The organism is Rhodococcus sp. T2V (assembly GCF_029269925.1).
In the GTDB taxonomy this organism is placed as follows: domain Bacteria; phylum Actinomycetota; class Actinomycetes; order Mycobacteriales; family Mycobacteriaceae; genus Rhodococcus_F; species Rhodococcus_F koreensis.
In genome coordinates this window covers 134,543-156,817 of sequence record NZ_JARJBD010000011.1, presented here as the reverse complement: position 1 = coordinate 156,817, position 22,275 = coordinate 134,543, and the positions used below count along the sequence as shown (strand labels likewise).

Sequence of the window (22,275 nt, the reverse complement as noted above, 5' to 3'; positions counted from 1 at the left end):
TCGACTCGGAGCGGCAGGCCCCGGGTGGGGTCGCCGCAGGAAAGAAGAAGTGCGGGTCGGTCAGCCGCGTCCGGCGTCGAGGTCCGGCGCGCCGGCGGGCGTCGGGTAATCGTCGGGGATGTGTCCGCCGATGCGCGAGCTGATCTCCCGCGACGCCGTGACGAGGTAGTCGGCGATGCCGGCCACGCCCTCGACCGTCAGGTCGTCACCCATGCCGAGCAGGGCAATGAACAGGCATGGCACGCCGTCCCGGTCGAATACCGGGACCCCCAGGACATTGAGTTCGGGGCGATACTCGCCGTAGACCGCGCCGTAGCCCTGCGCCCGGAGCTGCTCCAGTTCGGAGTCGGGGTACGAGATGGGCCCCGGGCGCCCCCGGCCCGGCCATGCTGCCGCCAATCGGCTGATCAACGGGGTAGTGCGGTCGAAGCGCGAACCGACCTCGATGGTGACCTTGACGGCTTTGCGGCTCTCGATCTTCGCGATCGCCGTGAAGTGACCGTCCGGCATCGGCTGGATGGCCAGGCAGGCCAGCTCGGTCCGCTCGGCCAACCACTCCATGTACGTCCGCGACGCGGCGACGGCCGACGTCCGCGCGATCGCCGCGACCCCGAATTCCACGAGCAGCGGACCGAGGTTGTACCGGCGCGTCTCCTGGTCGTACACGACGAGACCCTCGACCACCATGGTCCGGAGCAGGACCGACGCCGTGCTCTTCGCCAGGGCGCAGCGCTTGGCCAACTCGGTGAGCGTGGCACCGGCAGACTGCTGGACCAGCGTCTCGAGCACGCGGGTGGCGCGTGAGACGGCGGGGACCAACTGTTCGCCGGTTTGCTCGCCCCGCTCGTCGGTCGTGCCGCTTCCCGGGACTTCTGCCTTGGTCAAGGGTTCCTACCTTCGTCGTGCGAATGCTGTCAGCCGACCGTAGCGGCCTGCCCTAGCAGTTCGGCGAAATGGAACAGCGTGCCGTCGGGATCGCGGGCGAAGAGCAGCCGCCAGCCGTTGACTCCGTCCGGACCCATGATGGTTTGCGGCGAGTGCAGGAACTCGACACCGTCGTCCGCCAGCCGTGCGTATTCGGCGTCGATGTCGTCGGTGAGGATCGAGAATCGGCACAGGCCGGGGTGTACGAGGTCGCTCTGCGCCCGCCCCTCGGAGCGTGCGTCCCGCCACTGGATGAGGTCGAGCATGGCCTCGTCTGGCGAGTTGTTCAGGCGCATGTGCGCGAAGCGGAGCTTGCTGGCCCCTTCGACCATGAATGCCCGCGCGAGGTTGCTGTCCTCGATCTCTTTGTCCTGCGCTACCTGGAAACCGATTTTCCGATAGAAGTCGATCGATTTGTCCATGTCGGTCACGTTGATGCCGACGTGCCAGAATTTTCGCATTGCTTCGTCTCTCGTCTTGTTGTCGTGTCGGGTGTGTGGATGGCGCGCGGCTGTCGCCGAGCGCTCACGTCGGGGGTGTCACCAACTCGCGGCGCCGGACCTTTCCGGTCTCGGTGCGCGGCAACGTTGCGACCGCCTCGATCTCGCGGGGCCGGGCGTGCGGACCCACCGCCGAGGTGACGAGTTCGCGGAGCTGTGCCGCGATCTCCTCGGTGAGTTCTCCGCCGGCGAGGTGCACGAACGCCTTGACCTGTTGGCCCATCTCCCGGTCGGGCAGCCCCACCGCCGCCGCGTCCAGGACCTGCGGATGGCGCTTCAGGGCCTCTTCGATCTCGGCCGGGCCGATGCGGTAGCCGCGGCTCTTGATCACGTCGTCGGCGCGGCCCAGGTACTCCAGCCGGTGCCCGTGCGCGAGCCGCGCCAGATCACCCGTCCGGTGCCAACCCCCCGCAGGGGGTACCGCCCGAGCCGAAGACGAGTCCCAATAGCCTAGGAGTGCAACCGGATCCGGCAGTTCGAGCGCGATCTCACCGACCTCACCGGGTGCGACGCGGACGCCGTCCTCGTCCAGAATTGCGATGCGGTGCCCGGGGTACGGGGCTCCCATGGTTGCGTCGTCGACCGATCCGAGAGCCGCGGAGTCGCCGATGAGGGCGTTGGCCTCGGTCTGGCCGTAGGCCTTGTTGACGCAGTCACTGAGGTGGCTGCGGGCCCAGCCGAGTTCCGCGGCACCGGCGGGCTCTCCCCCGGTCACGACCGCGCGGAGGCGTTGCCGTGCCGATTCCCCGTGCTCGGCGAACATCCGCAGCACCGACGCGGGCAGGAAGGCGGTGGTCACACCGAAGCGGGCCATCATGTCCAGGGTGGCGGCGGCGTCGAATCGCTGTGGCCGATGAGCCACGACGGGGACGCCGAACGACCACGGGACCAGGAGCCCGAGCATCAGGCCGCCGATCCAACCCCAGTCCGCGGTGCCGAAATACACGTCCCCGGGCCTGAACAGCTCGAAGGCGTAATCGACGCCCGCGTGCCCGAGCAGGGCGCGGTGTCCGTGAACGATGCCTTTCGGTGGGCCGCTGGTGCCCGACGTGTACATCAGCAGGGCCGGGTCCGAGGGCCGGCCGGGTACCGGGGCCAACGGGTCGACCCGGCGGGCGAGGTCCCCGAGCTTCGGGCCACGCGCGCCGTCGACCGTGAGCACGTCGACGTCGCGCAGCGAGCACCCCGTCGACTCGAGCCGGTCGACGCCCGGACCGTCCGTGACCAGCACGGTCGCACCCGAGTCGGCGAGCCGGTGCCCCACCGAGTTGCCGGTGAGCAGTCGCGGGACCGGCACGAGCACGGCCCCGGCGACGAGCACCCCGAACACGACCTCGGCGGCCTCGACCGACGGATCGAGGTACAGGACCACACGGTCCCCGGGCTCGACCCCGCGGGCGCGGAGGACACCCGCGATGCGCACGGCGGCGCGCTGCACCTGACCGAACGTCACCTTCTCGGGCGCGTAGGTCCCCTCGCGCAGCACGGCAACGGCGTGGGGATCGCGGGAGAAGAGGGCGTCCTCGGTGATCGTGTAGTCCGCCGCGGGCTCCCAGTCCGGAACGTGGCGGGCGTCGATCAGCCGTCCCACGATCTGTGGCCGGGACGGCCCGGAGGTCAATCCAGGCGTGCCCATATGCTCTTCTCCTTGGTGAAGCTCTCGATGGCGGCCTGGCCGAGATCGCTGCCGTAGCCGCTCTGTCCGAAGCCGCGGTACGGCGACGCGGGGTTGAGCACCCCCCAGGTGTTGATCCACACGTTGCCGGCGTCGAGGGTCTGCGCGAACCTCAGTGCGCGGCCGACGTCGCGCGTGAAAACGCCCGCGGCCAGCCCGTAGATGGTGTCGTTGGCGAGGGTGATCGCCTCGTCCTCGCCCTCGAACGGCAGGACCGACAGCACGGGTCCGAAGATCTCCTCCCGAGCGATGCGCATGTCCGCGGTGACCCCGGCGAACAGCGTCGGACGGTAATAGAAACCCTGTTCCGCAGCTCCGTTCGGCGACTGGCCGCCGCCGCTGATCAGCTTGGCGCCCTCCTCGGTCCCGGCCACGACGTACGAGTGGACCGATTCCCGTTGCGCGGCACTGACCAACGGGCCGATCTCCGTTTCGGGGTCGAGGGGGTCGCCAACCCGGGCGGCCTCGACCCGCTTCTGGACGAGTTCGACCACCTCGTCGTAGATGGGCCGCTCGACGAGCAGCCGGCTCGCAGCCGTGCACGTCTCGCCCTGGTTGCCGTACATCGCCTGGAAGACCACGGCGGCGACCGCCTTCGGGGACGAGTCGCCGAACGCCACCAGCGCCGACTTGCCGCCGAGCTCGAGGGAGGTCGTGATGAGGCGGTCGGCCGCCATCCGGCCGATCTGCTGGCCGACCTCCGTCGAGCCGGTGAACGTCACCTTCCCGACCAGCGGGTGCTGCACCAAGGCGTTACCCGCCACCGAGCCCCGACCGGGCAGGACGTTGACCAGCCCGGGCGGCAACCCGGCCTGGAGGGCCAGCTCGCCGAGCGCCACGGGGACGAGCGGGGCGAGCTGTGCGGGCTTCAGCACGATGGCGTTACCCATCGCGAGAGCCGGCGCGATCTTCCAGACCGCCTGCACTGCAGGGAAATTCCACGGGGTGATGGCACCCACCACGCCGATCGGCTCACGCAGGGTGTAGTTGAGGAACCGGCCGGGAGCCGGCGTCGTGCGACCCTCGATCTTCGTCACGAGGCCCGCGAAGTACTCGAGGGTCTCGATCATGATCGGAAGGTCGACGCCCAACGACTCTCGGATGGGCTTGCCCATGTCCCGGCTCTGCAGCTGGGCGAGCTCGATCTTGTGTTCCTCGATCAGCGCGGCGTAGCGGAACATCAGCCGGGTCCGCTGGGCGGGACGCATGCGCTGCCACGCCTTGGCCGCGGCCCTCGCGGACTCGACGGCGCGCGCGACGTCCTGAACCGTCGCCTCGGCCACCGTGGCCAGGTGCGACCCGTCGGCCGGGTTGATCGAGTCGAAGGTCGCCCCGGTCGACGACGGGCTCAGTTGGTCGCCGATGACGAGGGGAACTGTCGAGGTGAGTGCCTGCACGGTTCTCGTCCTTTCTTCCGCCGGGCCGTCAGGCCAGGTTGTGTGCGGTGGGGAGGACGGCGTCGGCGAGTTCCGCGAGCTCGTCCATGGTTGCTTCGAGGGTGTCGTGTTCGAACGACGTGTCGCAGATGAAGTGGGTGACACCGAGGTCGCCGTACGCTTCGATCGTCTCGGCGTTGTACGGCGCCGTCCGCAAAGGCCGTGCAGTGAGCGTGATTTCGCTCATGTCCCGGCCCGCCTCCTCCACGTACTGCTGCAGGGTGGCCAGGTAGCCGGCGTACTCGTCCGGCGCGATCGCAAGGGGGTGCCAGCCGTCGCCGATGGCGGCGATGCGGCGCAGCGAGGCCGTGCTGTACCCCGCGAACCAGACGGGGATCGTGCCACGCACCGGCTTCGGGTACATCTTGAAGTCGTGGAGCTGGTAGAAATCGCCGTCGAAGTCGACCTCGTCTTCCTTCCACATGTGCCGCATCGCGTTGACCATCTCGGTGGTCCGCTTGCCGCGGTCCTTGAAGGGCGCTCCCAGCAGCTCGAACTGCTCCTTCATCCAGCCCACGCCGATGGCGACCGACAACCGGCCCTGCGACATCACGTCGATGCTCACCAAAGTCTTGGCGGTCTGAACGAGCGGGCGCCACGGCAGGATCAGGCAGGATGTGCCGAGCTCGATCCGCTCGGTGGCCGCCGCCGCCCAGGTCAACGACGTGAGGCAGTCGAGGTACGGCGTGGCGGGGTCCCACAGGAACTTGCCGTCCTCGGTGTACGGGTACGGCGTCTCGACTCGGGTCGGCAGCGCGACGTGATCAGTCATCCAGAGGGAGTCGAAGCCGATCTTCTCCGCGTACCGCGAGACCTCCGTGATCGCCTCGGGCCCTGCCCACGGTCCCGCTCCCGGGATCCTGATTCCGACCTTCATTGATGCTTCCTTTCGCCGTGTTCGGTGGTCATCGGACGACGCTGTCGGCCCGGAGGGCCGCGATCCGGTCGTCCTGGTAGCCGAGATCCCGGAGAATCTCGGTGGTGTGTTCGCCCAGCGAAGTCGGTGGGCGATGCACGTGACCCGGGGTGCCCGAGAGCTTGACCGGGAGGCCCGGGACCCGCAGCGGTCCGAGTTGGTCGTGGTCGATGTCGACGACGAGGTCCAGGGCCTGGATCTGGGGATGGGTGACGGCCTCGTCGTACGCGAGGACCGGGGCGCAGATGATGTCGTGGGCGGAGAGCAACGCGACCACGTCGTCACGATCGCGGGCGGCGAACCAGGGTGCGAAGGCGGAGTCGAGAGCCTCGCGGTGCTCCAACCGGGACGCGGCGTCCGCGAAGCGCGGATCGTCGACGAGAGCCTCCACACCCATCGCCCGGGTCAGCTTGACGAAGTGGCGGTCGTTGAACGCGACCAGGTGGACCGCGCCGCCGTCACGGGTCGTGTAGGCGTTGTACGGCGCGTAGAAATTGCTGCCGTTGCCTACCTTGCCCTGAATGTAATCGGCGAGGAGGTACTGCCCCAGCCACGGAGTCTGCAGATGGAACAACGCCCCCACCAGGGACACCGAGCCCGTTTGTCCCTCTCCCGTGCGCTGTTTCGCGAAGAGTCCGACGAGGGCGGCGATCGCGACCAGGTAGCCCGCGGCGCTGTCGGCGACGGGCGGCCCGGCCTTGAGCGGCTTCCCCGAACGCTCCCCGGTGGCCTCCATGAGGCCGGTGAGCGCCTGAGCGACCGGGTCCATGGCAGGGCGGCCCGCGAGGGGTCCGCTGTCGCCGTACCCGCTGACGTTGAGGCAGATCAGGTGAGGGTGCCGTTCGCGAAGCTCGGCGGCGGTCAGCCCGAATCGCTCACGAACCCCGGGCAGCATGTTCTCGATGAGCACGTCCGCCGTCGAGCAGAGTTCGTGGAACAGCTCGAGACCTGCCGCCGTCCGAAGGTCGAGCGCGACAGCGCGCTTGTTTCGGTTGACGCCCGAGTAGACGCCACTCATGCCGTCTCGTCCCGGTCCGAACGTCCGTGACTCGTCACCACCGATCGGCTCGACCTTGATGACGTCGGCACCGAAATCGGCGAGCAGCGACGCGCCCAACGGGCCGGCCACCATCGTCGCGGCGTCGATCACTTTGATGCCCGACAACGCTCCGCTATTTCCGGTGAACCCCATCACAAGCTCCGTTCATAATCCTGAACTGACATCATTATTTGGAACTCCACGGACGTTACGAGCACCGCCACCCGCTGTCAAGAGGGGATTTGCCGCCTATCGACGGGCGGAGTGCGCGACTCGGCCCCATCACGGCACCGCTGGAAGAACCCGGATGCCGCGAGGTGGTCGTTCAGTCGCCGGCCTGCTCCACGACCCAGGCCGCGACCTGTGCGCGCGAGGTGAAGCCCAGTTTCGCCAAGATGTGCTCCACGTGCCCCTGAGCGGTGCGCGGCGAGATCACCAGGCGGTCGGCGATGGCCTGATTGGTCAGCCCTTCGGCGATGAGGTCGGCGACTTGGCGTTCCCTCTTGGTCAGACGCGTCGACGGGCCGGTGTCGTGCGCGGACGCGCCGGCCGGCTGTTCATGCAGGGCGTAGGCGATGGCCGCATCGAAGCCGAACTGCTCACCTCTGCGGTGAGCAGAGTCGAACACCTTGTCTCCGAGCGCTTTCCGGCTCTTGCGGTTGCATTCTTCATGGTAGACAAGCAAATCGGAATAGATCACCACAGCGCTTCCCACTGATCGCGCCAGCCCTTGCGCGGCTCCGAGCAGCACCGCGGCCCTCGGTTCGTTCCGGAGCCCGCAGGCGATCCAGGCGAGTGCCTCGAGACCCGACGCGGCGACGCGTGGGCCGTGCACCTGCCGGGTCAGCTCCAGCGACTGCTCGAGCACCCGGACCGCACGATCGTCGTCGCCCTGTCGCCACACGGCAATCCCCAAGGCCCACAGCGAATGTGACCGATACATCTTCTCGCCGTGGAGTTCCGTGATCGCGAGAACACGCTCGAGGTAGTCGATCGCCGGGTCCGTCAAGTCGCGGAGCCCGTACGCCAGCCCCAACGGGTACAGGACGGCGACTTCGAGCGTGCGATCGCCGCGTTCGGCGAACTCCGCGAGCGCCGTTTCCAGGTGCGAGGACGCAGATTCCAGTTCACCGCTGTAGAGGGCCAGCATGCCCTCGGCATAGGCGACGAGGGAGCGCATCATGGGATCGCTCGTGTGCGCGGAGAGAGTCCGCGCCTCCGCCACGAGTGCCGCCCCCGCCTGCAGGTCACCCTGTACATTGGCCATCATGCCGGCACGCTGGAGTGCCTTGACCCACCCGACGGTCGGCGGACCACTCTGCCGGGCGATCAACTGCGCGAACCAGCGCCGCCCCTCGCCGTACAGGCCCTGGGAGCCCCAGAACAGGAACAGTGCGGATGCGGTGCGCAGTGCTGCGGCGGGATCGTCGTCGGCACCGAATTCGAGGGCCTCCCGCAGGTTCGGTTGCTCGCGCTTCAACCTGCGGATCCAGTCCAACTGGTGGGCGCTGATCCACTCCGCCTCCGCGGTGAGCGCCAGCGCCTCGTACCAATCCCGGTGCCGGCGACGCAAAGTCACGGTCTCGCCGGTCTGCTCGAGCTTCTCGCAACCGTACTCGCGGAGGGTCTCGAGCATCCGGAACCGCACCACCGACCCGTGCCCCTCCCGGATCAGTATCGATTTCTCCACCAGGGAGGTCAGCGTGTCGAGCAATTCGTCCGGGCCCAGGCCGGCGCCGCACACCTGCTCGGCGGCATCGAGTTCGAAGCTCCCCGCGAAGACCGACAGCCGTCCCCACACCAATTGCTCACCGGTGGTGCATAATTCGAAACTCCAGTCCATGGACAACCGCAGCGTTTGCTGCCGCGTCGGCGCACCCCTGCTGCCGCGCGACAGCAGGGAATAGCGGTCGGTCAGACGGTGCAGGATCTGCTCGGGCGACATCGCCCGCAACCGAGCGGCGGCCAATTCGATCGGCAACGGCAACCCGTCGAGGCGATTACAGATCCCCGCCACCGCAGCCGCGTTGTCCTCCGTGAGCTCGAAGCCGGGAACCGCGGCCGCGGCACGTTCGACGAACAACGACACCGCCTCGTATCTGCGCACACTCCGCAGGGACGGCTTCCGGTCAAGCTCCGGCACGGCCAGCGGCGGCACCCGCAACACCGTCTCTCCCCCGATGACCAGAGGTTCGCGGCTGGTGGCCAGGATCCGCAACGCCGGGCACACCCGCAACAGCGTCTCGGCCAGCTCCGCCACCGCGTCCACCAGGTGCTCACAGTTGTCGAGGACCAGCAGCAGTTCCCGGGAAGCGAGGAACTCGATCAACACCTCGCGCAGCGGCCGCGCCGAATGATCCCGCACACCCACGGCCGCGGCCACCGCGTCGACCAGCGAAGACTCCTCACGCACCTCGCCCAACTCGACCAGCCGCACGCCGTCGCCGTAGTCCCGTTGCACCGCCGCGGCGACTCGCATCGCCAGCCGGGTCTTGCCGACCCCTCCGATTCCGGTCAGCGTCACCAGCCGTGACCCGGCGAGCAGATTCCTGGCCTCGGTGAGCTCGTTCCGGCGGCCGACGAAACTGGTGAGTTCCAGGGGGAGATTCCGCCCGCCACTCCGCGCGGACGTACCGGAAGTGCCCGTGGATCGAAACCGGCCGGACACCGGCTGTCCGTCGTTCCCCTGCGCGTCGGATTCCATACGGAGGGCCATGTCGTCGACCGGAAGACCGTGATCGACTTGGATCCGGCGCAGTTCCTCTCCGAAATCTGCCGCCGTCGGCGGACGCTCGTCGGGGCTCCGGGACATCGCGCGCGCAATCGCGTCGGCCACGTCGTCGGGGATCCCGTGCTCCCGCAGGTCGGGCACGGGTTGCGTGGTGATCCGCAGGAACTGCGCGACCACCTGCTCCCCACTGCGACGTTCGAACGCGGCATGACCGGTGAGGGCACTGAACAGCGTCGCCCCGAGACCGTAGACGTCCGCGGCCGGGCTCGGCGGATCGCCCTCGAGGACCTCCGGCGCCGTATAGGCCGGTGACCCGGTGACGACACCGGTCGCGGTCTCGAAACCGCCGGAGATGTGCGCGATGCCGAAATCGGTCAGCGCCGGCTCGCCGTAATCGGTGAGCAGAATATTGGCAGGTTTCACGTCGCGGTGCAGGATCCCGAGCCGATGCGCGGTCTCGACCGCACCGGCCATCTTCACCCCCAGCCGCAATACTCTGTCCAGTTCGAGAGGGCCGTCCTTGCGGACCCGGACCTCCAGCGAGTCCTGCGGGTGATACGGCATCACGATGTAGGGAAGTCCGCTGTCGGTGGCGCCGACCTGCAATACGCCCACGATGTTCGGGTGACCGGTCAACCGGCCCATCGCCCGCTGCTCCCGGAAGAACCGGGCCTTGTTCTCCTCGTCGAGATCGACGGTGAGCACCTTCACCGCGACCGTGCGATCCAGATCCGCCTGGGTGCAGCGGTACACCACCCCGAAGCCGCCGCGCCCGATCTCCCGGGCGTCGTCGAAACCGGCCGCACTCAGCTCCGAAGCCACGACGGGGACGACGTGCCGCTGCGTGTCGAGCGGATCGGCTTCACCCATCGGACGGTCTACTCACCCCGTCGGCTCATGGTCCCGAACACCGGTCCCGACGGCACGACCAGTGCACGAACAATCGTGGGCTCCTCACCCCGCGGTAGCGTGCATTCCAGGATATAGCCGCAGACCCTGCGCACGGGAGCATGTGAACGTCGCCGAATCGAGTTCCGGACGCCGCGGTCGTGCGCAGATCACAGTCCGCCGACGCACCCCGCGACGACGGTCGCACACGCTTCGGGTCGGCCACCTGATTTCACGAGCACGCTGAGTCCGATCACCGACGCGAGCAATTGACCCGCCGCACTGTCGGCAGGCCGGTCCGCTCCGAACTCCCCGGACTGCTGCCCCTGCTCGATCGCGTCCCTGAAGATGCCTTCGATCCGGGTGAACAGCTCGTCCGCGATGCGGTTCACCTCGTCGTCGACGGTGCCGAGCTCGGCCGCAGCATTGACCATGACGCACCCTCGCCGGTGCTCGCCGACCCCGGCGAGTACCGCCATCGCCGTCTCGAGACGGGACCCGACCGGGCCGGGCGCTGCGAACAGATCGGCGAGGTATTCGAGCCGCATCTCGGTGTAACGCCGAAGCGCTCGCAGGAACAAGTCGTGCTTGCTCCCGAATGTGTTGTACAGGCTGCCTTTGCCGATCCCCATCTGACCGGCGAGTTCCTGGGGCGTCGTCGCGGCGTACCCCTGAAGCCAGAACAGGTCCATCGCCTTGTCGATCGCCGCATCCGTCTCGAACAGCCTCGGTCTAGCCACCGAAGTAGGTTACTCGCGATCGCTATTTGACCTCAAGGTCAAATAGCAATACGGTGACCCTCGCCCATATTGGACCTCTAGGTCAATAACGGAGTACGCCGTTACGAGAAGGAAGGCATTTTCCTTGTCCAATCACCGCCCGAGCACTGCCCCTGAGTCACGCATCCGCGTGCACCGACCGTTGAACCTGTTCGCGATCCCCCTGGGTCTCGCCGGACTGGCCCAGGCCTGGTCGGTCGCCACGACCGCGCTCGGCACCCCGTTCGCGCTGACCCAGGCGTTCTGGGTGCTCGCAGCGCTCGCCTGGATCTGGACCGCCACCGCACACACGCATCGCGCCAGGCGCGCGGACCACGGGATTTCACAACAGCTCACGCACTTCGTCCACGGCCCACTCGCGGCGCTACTTCCGATCTCGGCGATGCTGCTCGGAGCAAACCTGCACCGCACATTTCCGATCGCCGGCACGGCTCTGACCCTGCTCGCCATCACGGCCGGGGCGGTATTCGGCGCATGGATGTTGAGCTTCTGGATGAGCGGAGAGATGGCGCTCGAATCCGTGCACGGCGGCTACTACCTTCCCCTCAGTGCAGCCGGCCTCGTCGGGGCGCTTGCCGCAGCCCAGATCGGTCTCGACTGGCTCGCCGTCGGAAGTTTCGCGGTCGGCCTGTTCTTCTGGGTGATCATTTCCGTGTTCTTGTTCCTCAGACTCGCGCTGCGCCCCACCATGCCCGCGCCCCTGACCCCGACACTCGCGATCATGATCGCTCCGCCTGCAGTCGGCTCGGCGGCATGGCTGACCATCTCGAACGGGCGACCCGACGCCCTGTTCGTGGCGCTCACCGCCGTCACGGCGTTCATGGTCATGGTCCAGGCGCCCTTGCTGACGCGCTACCGCGCCCTGACGTTCTCGCACGGCTTCTGGTCGTTCACCTTTCCGGTGGCGAGTGTCGTCGCCCTCACCATCACGTGGCTTCACCTCGTACAGCCACGTGCCTGGCAGCCCCTCACGGCCGGACTGCTCGGCGCCGCGACTCTCCTCGTGGTGACGATCGCGACGAAATCGATCCTGTTGACCTACAAGAGCGCTCAGAAGCTTCGATGAGGGGTGCTTGACAGATCCCGGCTCGGATCATAAGTTCGGCTTGTTCCAAATATCGTATTGAATTCAGCATAATGAACAGAATGGCTGACCGAACTCGCCGAGTAAGGAACGGGAATGATTCTGCTGGGGTATCGCGATCACAACGTCCACGAACTGGTGTGCCACGAGATCGCCGCGCGAGCGGGCTACTACGACCGCCTGGGCATCGACGTGAAAGCGGTGTCCGGCCCAGACCATCCGGAGGCCGCCTTGTCCGCGGGGCTCGGCGGATCCCTGGTCGAAACCATTCGGGGGCAACGCCGTTGGAAAGTTGCGCTCGTCCACACCCTCCACCCGCTGTTCTGGATCTGGACACGAAAGGGTGACCCACGATCGGCCGGGCCGACCGTCGTAGCCGGCCACCCGGAGGGATCGATCGTGTGCGCCTTCACCCGGCGGATGCTGAGTTATCGCTGGGCAGGCCACGAACCCCCGTCGATGCTGCGCTTCGCCGCAGGAAGCGCAGGCGATCGGCAGCGACTGGAGGCACTGAGATCCGGAGAAGCCGACGCCGCCGTTCTGGGCTCCGCGTTCGCTCCCGGCACCCTGTCACGGCTCGGGCTCGCCGAATCGTTGTTCTTCGGCGTCGCCCTGAGGTTCCCCACCGCAGGTGTCGCAGTCGACGTGGACAAGACCGGAATCGACCATCCCTCGGTACGAAAGGTCGTCGCCGCACAGACGGCGGCGATCGCCAAGGTCAGGAGCAGAGATCCTGTGGCACTCGACGCCGTGGCGTCGCTGCTCCACGACGACAGCGGGACGGATGCGCAGCGCCTGCTGGCCGACTACCTGTCCCCTCAGTACGGTCCCGATCCACGCGACGTCCGAGTTGCCGGTGCGGATGCGATCGAATGGCTTGCAGGCGTGTTGAATACAGGCGGAAACACCGCCGCAGACTTCTATGAGGCGGTTCGATGACTACTTCTCGACGTGAGCAACTGGTCGTGCACGCGGTGCCCGGGACGCATGGCACGACCGTCACCGCGCGCAGGCACGAGTTGACGATCGACGAAACCCAGCAGTACGGCGGGCACGATTCCGGCGCAAACCCGGTGGAGCACATGCTCGCCGGCATCGCATCCGCCTCACTCGTGGTGCTGCGGCTCCTCGGCGAGGTTGCGATCGCCGAGTCCGCCGCGCTCACCGTGTCCGCGACCTTGAACGTCGATCGCGTCATGGGCACCGACGACGGCGCCGTCATCGAGCTGATCCGGCTGGACTGGGAAGTGGCGAACGCGGCACACGCCGAGCGCCTGCGCGCCGCGCTTCCCGACCTCGCGACTCGTCGCCCCGGACAGGCACTGATCGACGCCGCAGCCGCCGTCGCGGAAGAGGTGTCGGTCCGCGCACCGGCGACCGCGGGAGTGTGACTGCCCGTCGGTTACGGGTGCTCGGTGGTGCGTCTGCCGATCGTGGTGCTCAGGGCGTCGAGTTCGGCGAGCACGTTGGTAGCGGCCCAGATCTGATTACGCCTGCTCTCGGACAGCACCTCGAGCACCCCGGCCGCGGTGAGCCGTCCCAGAGCACGGTACGTGCTGGCGTCGGTGGTACCGGTGATCTGCTGGGCGGTGTCGGCATTCAGGATCGGGGTGTCCAACAGCGCGTCGATGATCTTCTCGTCGGCGGAGTTGCTACGCGGCTTGGCCAGCTGCCGCCAGTGGTCCGGGAGTTCGGCCAAGGCGCGGGCCGAGTCCTGCGCGGCCTCGCTGGAAACGATCGCGGCACTCGCGACGTACTCGACGAACTCGTCGGCCTCACCCGCACGGTAGCGGGTCAGCTGGTCGAAGTAGCGGCGCGTGTCCGCGAGCATCACCGACGCCAACGGGACAGTGACACGGCGCGTCAGGCCGCGGCGTCGAAGAATCGCGCTGATCAGGGCTCGGCCGATGCGGCCGTTGCCGTCGATGAACGGATGGATGGACTCGAACTGGGCGTGCGCGATCGCCGCTTGCGCGAGAATCGGCAGATCGGTGCGGTTCGCGAATTCCACTAGATCGGCCATCAGATCGTCAACCAGTTCCGGCGGCGGCGGCACGTAACGCGCGTCGATCGGGGTGTAGCCGCTGCCACCGATCCAGTTCTGCACGTCGCGGACCTTGCCGGAGTCGCGGGCGGTGTAGTAGTCCGGTGCCATCAACAGTCGGTGCGCACTCAGCAGAGTCTCGAGCGTGATCGGGCCACCGCCGGCGGCGTCGACCACCGCAATCAATGCCTTGACCGCGGCGAGCTGAGACTTGGCCTCCTCATTCGCCGTACCACCGGCCAGCGCCTTGCCGAACGCCCGCCAGCCCGCATCGATGTGCTCGATCTTCGACGACGCCACCGACTCGCTGCGCAGCAGAAAATCCGACAGCGGCACCAGGTGCTCGCCGAAACCAGCTTCGAGGCGGGCAACGGAGATGACCGCCTCCTCGTGCACGCGAGCGACAGCACCGACCAGGTCGCAGTGGAGGGAACCGATCATCGGCGGAATCGAAACGTCGACCGACTCCAGAGTGCGGTCGGCGCGCGAACCCTGCCGATGACGCGGGTTCCACTCTCGAGACTCTCGTCGATGCGGCGGCCAGATCACTACAATCTCCTCGTTCGAGGACAAATATAAGATAACGGGAACATTAACTTACTTTCAGCACCTCAAACGTAGTTATAGACATCGTTGATATATCGAGCATCCTCGTAAGCCGGGTGATGCACCCACCAGCTCCGCCAGTTCGTCGAGCGACCACGGCGGCTCTGTCGCGTGGTCGCGGTAGGCCGGCAGTGTCGGAGTCGGTTGGTCGAATCTACCGACGAAGCAACCCGATCCGGCGAAGATTCCCCCAGTGATACCGACGGCGAGGTCGCTGGCGAGGAAGACGTACAGCCGGACTCCACCGAACTCGTCATTGCGGCATCCAGTTGTTCAAACTATAGTCCAGACACATGTCCAGTTTTCAGAGATCGCTGTGACCCTCACCCGACTCGGAAGCGAAAATCCATGACTCTGCGCCCCACCGACGGCTCCGCTCTCCTGATCGACGGCAAACTGATTCCCGGTTCCGGCGGCACGTTCGAGGTGATCAACCCGGCCACCGAGGAAGTGCTGGGACGGGCCGCCGACGCAACCGACTCCGACATGGACGCCGCGATCGCCGCGGCCCGGCGAGCCTTCGACCACACCACGTGGTCCCGCGACCACGGCTTCCGCGCCCGCTGCCTGCGACAGCTGCGCGACGTACTGCAGACTCACATCGAGGAACTGCGCGACCTCACCATCGCGGAGGTCGGCGCCCCCGCCTTCCTCACCAGCGGACCGCAACTCGAGGGCCCGGTGGCCGACCTCGGCTACTTCGCAGACCTCGCCGAAAGCTATTCCTGGGAACAGGATCTGGGCGTCGCCGAACCGATGGGCATCAGGACCCGCCGACGCGTCCTCAAGGAGGCCGTCGGGGTGGTCGGGGCCATCACACCGTGGAACTTCCCGCACCAGATCAACTTCGCCAAGATCGGCCCCGCGCTGGCGGCCGGCAACACGGTGGTGCTCAAACCCGCACCCGACACTCCCTGGTGCGCCGCCCTCGTCGGGCACCTCATCGCGGAGGAGACCGATCTCCCGGCCGGTGTCGTCAACATCGTCACGTCGAGCGACCACGCTCTCGGCGCGCAGCTCGCCACCGACCCCCGCGTCGACCTCGTGTCGTTCACCGGTTCGACCACCACGGGGAAGGCCGTCATGGCGGCGGCGTCCGAATCGTTGAAGAAGGTCTTCCTCGAACTCGGCGGCAAATCCGCGTTCATCGTGCTCGACGACGCCGACCTCGCCGGGGCGTGCGGGGTCGCCGCGTTCACCGTCTCCACCCACGCAGGGCAGGGCTGCGCCATCACCACCCGGCTGCTGGTGCCCCGCGAGAAGTACGACGAGGCAGTCGAGGCCACGGCCCGCACACTCGGCGGACTGAGCGCGGGCGATCCTACGAAACCCGGCACCATCTGCGGGCCGCTCATTTCCGCCCGGCAACGTGCCCGGGTCGAGGAGTACCTGCGACTCGCCCGGGAGGAGGGCGGCACGATCGTGGTCGGCGGCGGGCGCCCGAGCGATCGGGACCGCGGATTCTTCGTCGAACCCACCCTGATCAGCGGCCTCGACAACACCGCGAGGGTGGCGCGGGAAGAGATCTTCGGACCGGTGCTGGTGATCATTCCGCACGACGGCGACGAGGACGCGATCAGCATCGCCAACGACTCACCGTACGGGCTGTCCGGATCGGTGTGGGGCACGGATCCCGCACGGGTGCAGCGGGTGGTCGAGGGCGTGCGCACCGGGACGCTCAGCGTCAACGGCGGTGTCTGGTATTCCGCCGACGCCCCGTTCGGCGGTTACAAGCAGTCCGGAATCGGCCGCGAGATGGGTGTGGCCGGGTTCGAGGAATACCTGGAAACCAAGCTGGTCGCGGAGCCGGCCCGATAATACGCCGGCGAGCCGGCCCGATAATGCAGGGAGTCAATCGATATGGGACGTTTCGACGGTAAGACGGCCATCGTCACCGGCGCCGCACAGGGCATCGGCGAGGGGTACGCGCGTGCTCTTGCCCGCGAGGGCGCCAACGTGGTGGTGGCCGACCTCAACGCGGAACGCGGCGAGACGGTGGCCAAGCAGATCGCCGCCGACCGCGGGACCGCGGTGTTCAAGGACGTCGACGTCGCCGACGAGGCTTCGGCACAGGAACTCGCGGCGTTCACCGTCGAGAAGTTCGGCGGCATCGATCATCTGGTGAACAACGCCGCGATCTACGGCGGCATGAAGCTCGACCTGCTGATTACCGTGCCGTGGGACTACTACAAGAAGTTCATGGCCGTGAACTTCGACGGCGCCCTCAACGTGACGCGGGCCGTGTGGCCGGCGATGAACGAACGCGGGGGCGGCTCCATCGTCAATCAGTCGTCGACGGCGGCGTGGCTGTACTCCGGCTTCTACGGCCTCGCGAAAGTCGGGATCAACGGACTCACCCAGCAGTTGGCCCACGAGGTGGGCGGCATGAACATCCGGGTCAACGCCATCGCGCCCGGGCCGATCGACACCGAAGCCACCCGCACCGTGACGCCGGGAAATATGGTGGCAGACATGGTGAAAACGTTGCCGCTCAAACGGATGGGCACCCCCGACGACCTCGTCGGCGCCTGCCTGTTCCTGCTTTCCGACGAGGCCGCCTGGATCACCGGGCAGATCTTCAACGTCGACGGCGGGCAGATCTTCCGATGACCACGACGCAGCAGGTGTCCGTCGGCTATATCGGCCTCGGCAACATGGGTGCGCCGATGGCGAAGCGGCTGCTCGACCGGCCGGGCGCACTCATCGTGTGCGACACCCGGCCGGAGGCGCTGGAACCGTTCGGCAAAGCCGGCGCGAAGATCACGTCGAGTCCGCGGGAGGTGGCGGAGAACGCGGACGTCATCTCGGTGACCGTGCTGAACGACGAGCAGGTCCGCGCGGTGGTCACCGAACTGCTCGACACCGCGCGACCGGGGACGATCGTGGCGGTGCACTCCACCATCAGCGACATCACCGCGGTCGAACTCGCCGACCGTTGCCGGGCGCGCGGCGTCGACCTGATCGACGCGCCCGTCAGCGGCGGCGCCCCCGGGGCGCACCAGGGGAAGCTGGCGGTGATGGTCGGGGCGAGCGAAGACGCGTTCGAGAAGGTCCGGGAGCCGTTCGGGCACTGGGCCGAACTCGTCGTGCACGCGGGCGACGTGGGCGCGGGCACCCGGATGAAGCTGGCGCGGAACCTGCTGCATTTCGTCTCGTTCACCGCCGCCGCCGAGGCACAGCGGCTCGCCGAGGCCGCCGGTCTCGACATCACCGAACTCGGAAAGGTGGTCCGCCACACCGACGCGATCACCGGCGGCGCCGGCGCGATCATGCTCCGCGACACCACCGACCCGCTCGACGTGAATGACAACTGGTACCCGATCATGTCCCACGTCCGGGACCTCGGCGAGAAGGACCTGTCGCTGGCGATCGGGCTCGGCGCACGACTCGACGTCGCGCTGCCACTCGCGCGCCTCGCGCTGTCGGGTCTCGGTCCGGGGCTCGGCGTCGACAGCACCGTGGACGAGGAGGAGAAGCCATGACCGACGACACCCGCACCCGCGGCCTGGCCATGATGGAGAAGGTCTACGGATTCGAGATGCAGGACGGCCCCGGCGCGCATTTCGCCGTCACCGCCGACCATCTTTTCGCCGACATCTGGTCGCGGCCCGGGCTGAGCATCCGCGACCGCCGGCTTCTGCTGCTCGGTGCGCTCACCGCGCAGGGACTCGTCGACGTCGCCGAGATCCAGGTGGGCGCCGCCCTGCACAACGAGGAACTGGACGAGGACCAACTCCGGGAGATCGCCCTGTTCCTGTGCCACTACGTGGGCTGGCCGTTGGGGACGAAACTCGACGCGATGATCGGCGGAGTGCTACACAAGCGGAAGAAAGCGGCCAGAGCGGCCGCCCCGGACGCAGAGGCCACATGAGAACCGAACATCTGACACCAGAGCTACTTCGACTCGCCGACTCCGTCCCCGGCTTCATGCCGGAGGACGAGGGGACAGCCCTGCACGAGGCCGCGATGCAGTACCTGACTCCCGGTGGGGTGGGCGTCGAGATCGGCACGTACTGCGGTCGCTCCACGATCTACCTGGGGGCGGCGGCCAGGACGCGCGGTGCCCGCGTCGTCACCGTCGATCACCATCACGGTTCCGAGGAGCATCAGCCGGGCTGGGAGTATCACGAGCCGGCGTTCGTCGACCCGCACACCGGTCGGCTCGACACGGTCGGCCGGTTCCGGCACACGATGGCGGATTCGGGGCTCGAGGAGTACGTGGTGGCGGTGCTGGGGCGGTCGTCGACGGTCGCGACGTTCTGGCGCACCCCCGTGGACTTCGTGTTCATCGACGGCGGGCACACGTCGGAGGCGGCGTCGGCGGATCTCGAGGGGTGGGCGCCGTGGGTGAACGTGGGCGGCGCCCTGGTGATTCACGACGTGTTCCCGGATCCGGCCGACGGCGGGCGGCCGCCGTTCGAGATCTACGAACGAGCCCTGGCGTCAGGACAATTCAAGGAGACGTCCGTCACCGGCTCGCTGCGCGTTCTCGAACGGGTGGGCGGTCAGACCGGCGAACCGCTGGCATGACAGTAGTCGCCGCACCGGTCGAGGCCGATCGGTAGTCCCACGGGCAGCGCCGCGTCCCGGAAGATTCCGTGTCCGGGCGTGGTGCGGGACAACGCGTCCGCGGCGAGGATCATCGCACCACCCGTCCACGTGGTCTGCTCGACCGGCCACCGTTTGCCGTCGCTGTAGACGAGGCCGGTCCAGTACGAGCCGTCCGGGTCCCGCAGGTGCTGCATGGCGGTGAACTGCGCGAGCGCGCGGGCGTGCTCCCCCATCGCGTCGAGCGCCAGTACCAGTTCGCACGTTTCGGCGCCGGTCACCCACGGCCGGTGGTCCACGCAGCGGATGCCGAGTCCCTCGACCACGAAATCGTCCCACCGCGAGTCGATGCGATCCGATGCGGCCTCACCGCGGACGGCGCCCCCGAGGATCGGGTAGTACCAGTCCATGGAGTATTCGTCCTTGATCGCGAACGACTCGGGATGCTGCCTGATCGCGTGCCCGAGTGTGTATTTCGCGAACTCCCATTCCGGTTGCGGGTCGTCGACCAGCCGGGCGAGCAGCAGACCGCAGTGCAGGCTGTGGTGAATGCTGGAGTTCCCGGTCAGCAGCGCCTCCGCGCAGTCCTGGCCGTTCTCGCCGCGGGCCCACCAGATTTCGCCGCTGAGCGCCTGCATGTCGACGACGAAGTCGAGGCCGCCCTGCACCGACGGCCACAGCCTGTCGACGAAGTTCCGGTCGCCGGTGATCAGGTAGTGGTGCCACACCCCGACCGCGAGGTAGGCGCAGAAATTGCTGTCGGAATCGTGATTCTCGACGGTCCCGTCGCGGAACTTCATCGGCCACGAACCGTCCGGTCGCTGCGTGCGCCGCGACCACTCGTACGCGCCCTCCGCCTCGTCGCGCAGCCCGGCCGCGGTGAGCGCCATCGCGGATTCGACGTGATCCCACGGGTCGGTGTGCCCGCCGGCAAACCACGGCAGCGCCCCCGACGACTCCTGCGCTGCCGCGATCGACCGTGCCGTCTGCCGGACCTGGCTCTCCGACAGCACGTTCGGTACCGACGGGACGCCGGCGGCTCTCACCGCGGCGCCTTCACCACGCTCGGTTCCCTCGGCTTCTCGAGGTAGAACACGACACTCTTGCCGACCACCGGGTTGAGCACCTTCTCCGCGGTGCGCGTCAGCCAGGGCGCTTTCATCATGTCCCACACCAGAACCTGGTGGTAGGCCTTCGCGAGGGGGTTGTCGTTGTTCTCCACCCCGACCGCACATTTGAGCCACCAGTACGGCGAGTGCAGGGCGTGCGCGTGGTCCCGGCCCCGCACCTCCAGTCCGGCGGCGATGAGCTTCTCCGCCAGCTCGTCGGCGCGGTAGATGCGGACGTGACCACCCTCCACCTCGTGGTACGCGTCGGACAGCGCCCAGCAGATCTTCTCCGGCAGCCACCGCGGAACCGTCACCGCCGCAACACCACCCGGCTTGAGGATGCGGGTCAGCTCGGCGATGGCGCGGCCGTCGCGGGGAACGTGTTCGAGGACCTCGGAGATGAGGACGACGTCGAACGTCGCATCCTCGTACGGCAGGTTCAGCGCGTCGCCGACCTCCACCCGCGCCGAGGCGCCCGCGGGGACCTCGCCGACCTCGGCCATCGCCACGAACATCTTCTCGACGTCCGCGAGTTCGTCGGCGTTCTGGTCGAAGGCGATGACGTCGGCGCCGCGTCGATACAGCTCGAACGAGTGCCGTCCGGCACCGGCCCCGATGTCGATCACCTTGTCGCCGGGCTTCACACCCAGCCGGTCGAAGTCCACGGTCAGCACGATCGGCCTCCTTGACGGGTCTGCGCTATCGCTTCGGCATAGGTCTGCGCGGTTGTCGCGGCCACGGCGGCCCAGCTGTAACGCTCGAGCACGCGACGGCGGCCACCGTCGCCGAGCCGGGCGCGGCGCTGCGGGTCGTCGAGCAACGCGCCCAGCACATCCGCGAGTTCCTGTGGGTCGCCGGGCGTCACCAGCACTCCCGCCTCCTCGTCCGTTCCCACCACCTCGGGAATGGCGCCTGCGCGGCTCGCGACCAGCGGGGTGCCGCACGCCATCGCCTCGACGGCAGGCAGCGAAAAGCCTTCGTACAGCGACGGCACGCACGCGACGTCGGCGGACGCCAGCAGCGCCGCCAGTTCGCCGTCGTCGATGCCCGACACGGTGCGGACGACGTCACCGATGGCCAATTCCTCGATGAGCTTCTCGGTGACTCCGCCGGGTGCCAGCTTGGTGACCAGTACCAGTTCGACGGCGCGCTCGGTGTGCACCTTCGCGACCGCTTCGAGGAGCGTCGACACTCCCTTGAGCGGCATGTCGGCACTGGCGACGCACACGATGCGGCCCGGAACCCGTTCGGCAGCCGGGGGTCGGAACACCTCGGTGTCCACCCCCAGCGGGATGGTCCGCAGGTTCGCGGCGGGAACGTCGAACGCGGCGCTGATGTCGTCGGCGGACGACCGCGACACCGTCAGCAGCGCGGGGATGGCGCGCGCCACCCGCTTCTGCATCCGCAGGAATCCGTACCAGCGGCGGACCGTCACCTTGCGCCACCACTTCGCCGACGCGAGATCCAGTTCGCGGTCGCGGGTGATCGGGTGATGGATGGTGGCGACGACGGGGAGTCCGGCCTTCTGGAGTTGCAGCAGCCCGTAGCCGAGGCACTGGTTGTCGTGCACCACGTCGAACTCGCCGGCCCGCTCCTTCAGCAGTCGCGCGGCGCGGAGGCTGAACGTGAGCGGCTCCGGGAAACCGGCCGTCCACATGGTCGCGACCTCGAGCACGTCGACGGCGTCGCGGAACTCACGGGGGTGCGGCGTTCTGAACGGATCCGGCTCGCGGTACAGGTCGAGGCTGGGGACCTTCGTCAGCGTCACCCGGGGGTCGACGTCCGGGTACGGCTGGCCCGAGAACACCTCCACCTGATGGCCGAGTTCGACCAGCTCACGGCTGAGATGCCGGACGTACACACCCTGCCCACCGCAGTGGGGCTTGCTTCGGTACGACAAGAGTGCGATGCGCACGGACTTCGGCCTCTCCTCGAGCAACTGGCAAGCAATACTAGAACACGTTCTTACTCGGGGTGTGTCCTCGTTCCATCCAAC

General features: G+C 67.8%; 20 protein-coding genes and 1 pseudogene. 8 read left to right on the top strand and 13 right to left on the bottom strand.

Annotated elements, in window-relative coordinates; genetic code table 11:
• Window positions 1-60: 60 nt before the first annotated feature.
• The 8 genes from P3H15_RS12720 to P3H15_RS12685 form a co-directional block, all read right to left on the bottom strand.
• Window positions 61-885 carry an IclR family transcriptional regulator gene (locus tag P3H15_RS12720; protein WP_276137556.1) on the bottom strand — a complete coding sequence of 275 codons (825 nt, stop codon included), beginning with the start codon at window positions 883-885 and terminating at the stop codon, window positions 61-63.
• A 29-nt stretch (window positions 886-914) separates the two neighbouring features.
• Complete coding sequence (locus P3H15_RS12715) at window positions 915-1,385, bottom strand: VOC family protein (RefSeq protein WP_276137555.1); 471 nt, start codon at window positions 1,383-1,385, stop codon at window positions 915-917.
• 64 nt (window positions 1,386-1,449) lie between these two features.
• Window positions 1,450-3,060 carry an AMP-binding protein gene (locus P3H15_RS12710; protein WP_276137554.1) on the bottom strand — a complete coding sequence of 537 codons (1,611 nt, stop codon included), beginning with the start codon at window positions 3,058-3,060 and terminating at the stop codon, window positions 1,450-1,452.
• Window positions 3,042-4,496, bottom strand: coding sequence for an aldehyde dehydrogenase (locus P3H15_RS12705; RefSeq protein WP_276137553.1), 1,455 nt, complete (start codon window positions 4,494-4,496; stop codon window positions 3,042-3,044). Before P3H15_RS12705 ends, P3H15_RS12710 begins: the two co-directional genes overlap by 19 nt.
• Window positions 4,497-4,524: 28 nt before the next feature.
• Complete coding sequence (locus tag P3H15_RS12700; protein ID WP_276137552.1) at window positions 4,525-5,412, bottom strand: LLM class F420-dependent oxidoreductase; 888 nt, start codon at window positions 5,410-5,412, stop codon at window positions 4,525-4,527.
• A 28-nt stretch (window positions 5,413-5,440) separates the two neighbouring features.
• Window positions 5,441-6,643 (bottom strand): CaiB/BaiF CoA-transferase family protein, encoded by a 1,203-nt coding sequence (locus P3H15_RS12695; RefSeq protein WP_276137551.1) that lies wholly within the window; start codon window positions 6,641-6,643, stop codon window positions 5,441-5,443.
• Window positions 6,644-6,815: 172 nt separating this feature from the next.
• Window positions 6,816-10,091 carry a protein kinase gene (locus P3H15_RS12690; RefSeq protein ID WP_276137550.1) on the bottom strand — a complete coding sequence of 1,092 codons (3,276 nt, stop codon included), beginning with the start codon at window positions 10,089-10,091 and terminating at the stop codon, window positions 6,816-6,818.
• Window positions 10,092-10,279: 188 nt separating this feature from the next.
• The gene (locus tag P3H15_RS12685) at window positions 10,280-10,849 is read right to left on the bottom strand and encodes a TetR/AcrR family transcriptional regulator (RefSeq protein ID WP_276137549.1); all 570 of its coding nucleotides are present in this window, start codon (window positions 10,847-10,849) and stop codon (window positions 10,280-10,282) included.
• Window positions 10,850-10,973: 124 nt separating this feature from the next.
• On the opposite strand from P3H15_RS12685, the gene P3H15_RS12680 reads away from it, so the two are divergent.
• From P3H15_RS12680 to P3H15_RS12670, 3 genes are all read left to right on the top strand, one after another.
• A complete protein-coding gene (locus tag P3H15_RS12680) occupies window positions 10,974-11,954 on the top strand; it encodes a potassium-tellurite ethidium and proflavin transporter (protein ID WP_276137548.1) in 981 nt (326 codons plus the stop codon).
• A gap of 114 nt (window positions 11,955-12,068) precedes the next feature.
• On the top strand, window positions 12,069-12,911 hold the full coding sequence (locus P3H15_RS12675; RefSeq protein WP_276137547.1) for a hypothetical protein: 843 nt from the start codon (window positions 12,069-12,071) through the stop codon (window positions 12,909-12,911).
• The gene (locus tag P3H15_RS12670; RefSeq protein ID WP_276137546.1) at window positions 12,908-13,363 is read left to right on the top strand and encodes an OsmC family protein; all 456 of its coding nucleotides are present in this window, start codon (window positions 12,908-12,910) and stop codon (window positions 13,361-13,363) included. Before P3H15_RS12675 ends, P3H15_RS12670 begins: the two co-directional genes overlap by 4 nt.
• 11 nt (window positions 13,364-13,374) lie before the next feature.
• On the opposite strand, the gene P3H15_RS12665 is transcribed toward P3H15_RS12670, so the two are convergent.
• Both P3H15_RS12665 and P3H15_RS55490 read right to left on the bottom strand, forming a co-directional pair.
• Complete coding sequence (locus P3H15_RS12665; RefSeq protein ID WP_276137545.1) at window positions 13,375-14,565, bottom strand: Fic family protein; 1,191 nt, start codon at window positions 14,563-14,565, stop codon at window positions 13,375-13,377.
• A 72-nt stretch (window positions 14,566-14,637) separates the two neighbouring features.
• Window positions 14,638-14,859 (bottom strand): annotated as a pseudogene (locus tag P3H15_RS55490) (hypothetical protein); the annotation flags it as partial.
• 111 nt (window positions 14,860-14,970) lie between these two features.
• Here P3H15_RS55490 and P3H15_RS12660 point away from each other — a divergent pair.
• The 5 genes from P3H15_RS12660 to P3H15_RS12640 are packed head-to-tail and all read left to right on the top strand — an operon-like array spanning window position 14,971 to window position 19,152.
• Window positions 14,971-16,440 (top strand): aldehyde dehydrogenase, encoded by a 1,470-nt coding sequence (locus tag P3H15_RS12660; protein ID WP_276137544.1) that lies wholly within the window; start codon window positions 14,971-14,973, stop codon window positions 16,438-16,440.
• A 42-nt stretch (window positions 16,441-16,482) separates the two neighbouring features.
• Entirely contained in the window at window positions 16,483-17,232 is a 750-nt protein-coding gene (locus P3H15_RS12655) for an SDR family oxidoreductase (protein WP_276137543.1), read from the top strand.
• Window positions 17,229-18,104: an NAD(P)-dependent oxidoreductase gene (locus P3H15_RS12650; protein ID WP_276137542.1), complete on the top strand. Its 876-nt coding sequence runs from the start codon at window positions 17,229-17,231 to the stop codon at window positions 18,102-18,104. The genes P3H15_RS12655 and P3H15_RS12650 overlap by 4 nt, the downstream gene beginning before the upstream one ends.
• Window positions 18,101-18,493, top strand: a complete 393-nt coding sequence (locus P3H15_RS12645) for a carboxymuconolactone decarboxylase family protein (protein ID WP_087558137.1) — start codon at window positions 18,101-18,103, stop codon at window positions 18,491-18,493. Before P3H15_RS12650 ends, P3H15_RS12645 begins: the two co-directional genes overlap by 4 nt.
• Window positions 18,490-19,152 (top strand): class I SAM-dependent methyltransferase, encoded by a 663-nt coding sequence (locus P3H15_RS12640; protein ID WP_276137541.1) that lies wholly within the window; start codon window positions 18,490-18,492, stop codon window positions 19,150-19,152. The genes P3H15_RS12645 and P3H15_RS12640 overlap by 4 nt, the downstream gene beginning before the upstream one ends.
• Here P3H15_RS12640 and P3H15_RS12635 read toward each other — a convergent pair.
• The 3 genes from P3H15_RS12635 to P3H15_RS12625 are packed head-to-tail and all read right to left on the bottom strand — an operon-like array spanning window position 19,128 to window position 22,194.
• The gene (locus tag P3H15_RS12635; protein ID WP_276137540.1) at window positions 19,128-20,216 is read right to left on the bottom strand and encodes a prenyltransferase; all 1,089 of its coding nucleotides are present in this window, start codon (window positions 20,214-20,216) and stop codon (window positions 19,128-19,130) included. The two genes, P3H15_RS12640 and P3H15_RS12635, sit on opposite strands and share 25 nt — an antisense overlap.
• Window positions 20,213-20,953 (bottom strand): class I SAM-dependent methyltransferase, encoded by a 741-nt coding sequence (locus P3H15_RS12630; RefSeq protein WP_276137539.1) that lies wholly within the window; start codon window positions 20,951-20,953, stop codon window positions 20,213-20,215. The genes P3H15_RS12635 and P3H15_RS12630 overlap by 4 nt, the downstream gene beginning before the upstream one ends.
• Complete coding sequence (locus tag P3H15_RS12625) at window positions 20,947-22,194, bottom strand: glycosyltransferase family 4 protein (RefSeq protein ID WP_276137538.1); 1,248 nt, start codon at window positions 22,192-22,194, stop codon at window positions 20,947-20,949. Before P3H15_RS12625 ends, P3H15_RS12630 begins: the two co-directional genes overlap by 7 nt.
• Between the last annotated feature and the right edge of the window lie 81 nt (window positions 22,195-22,275).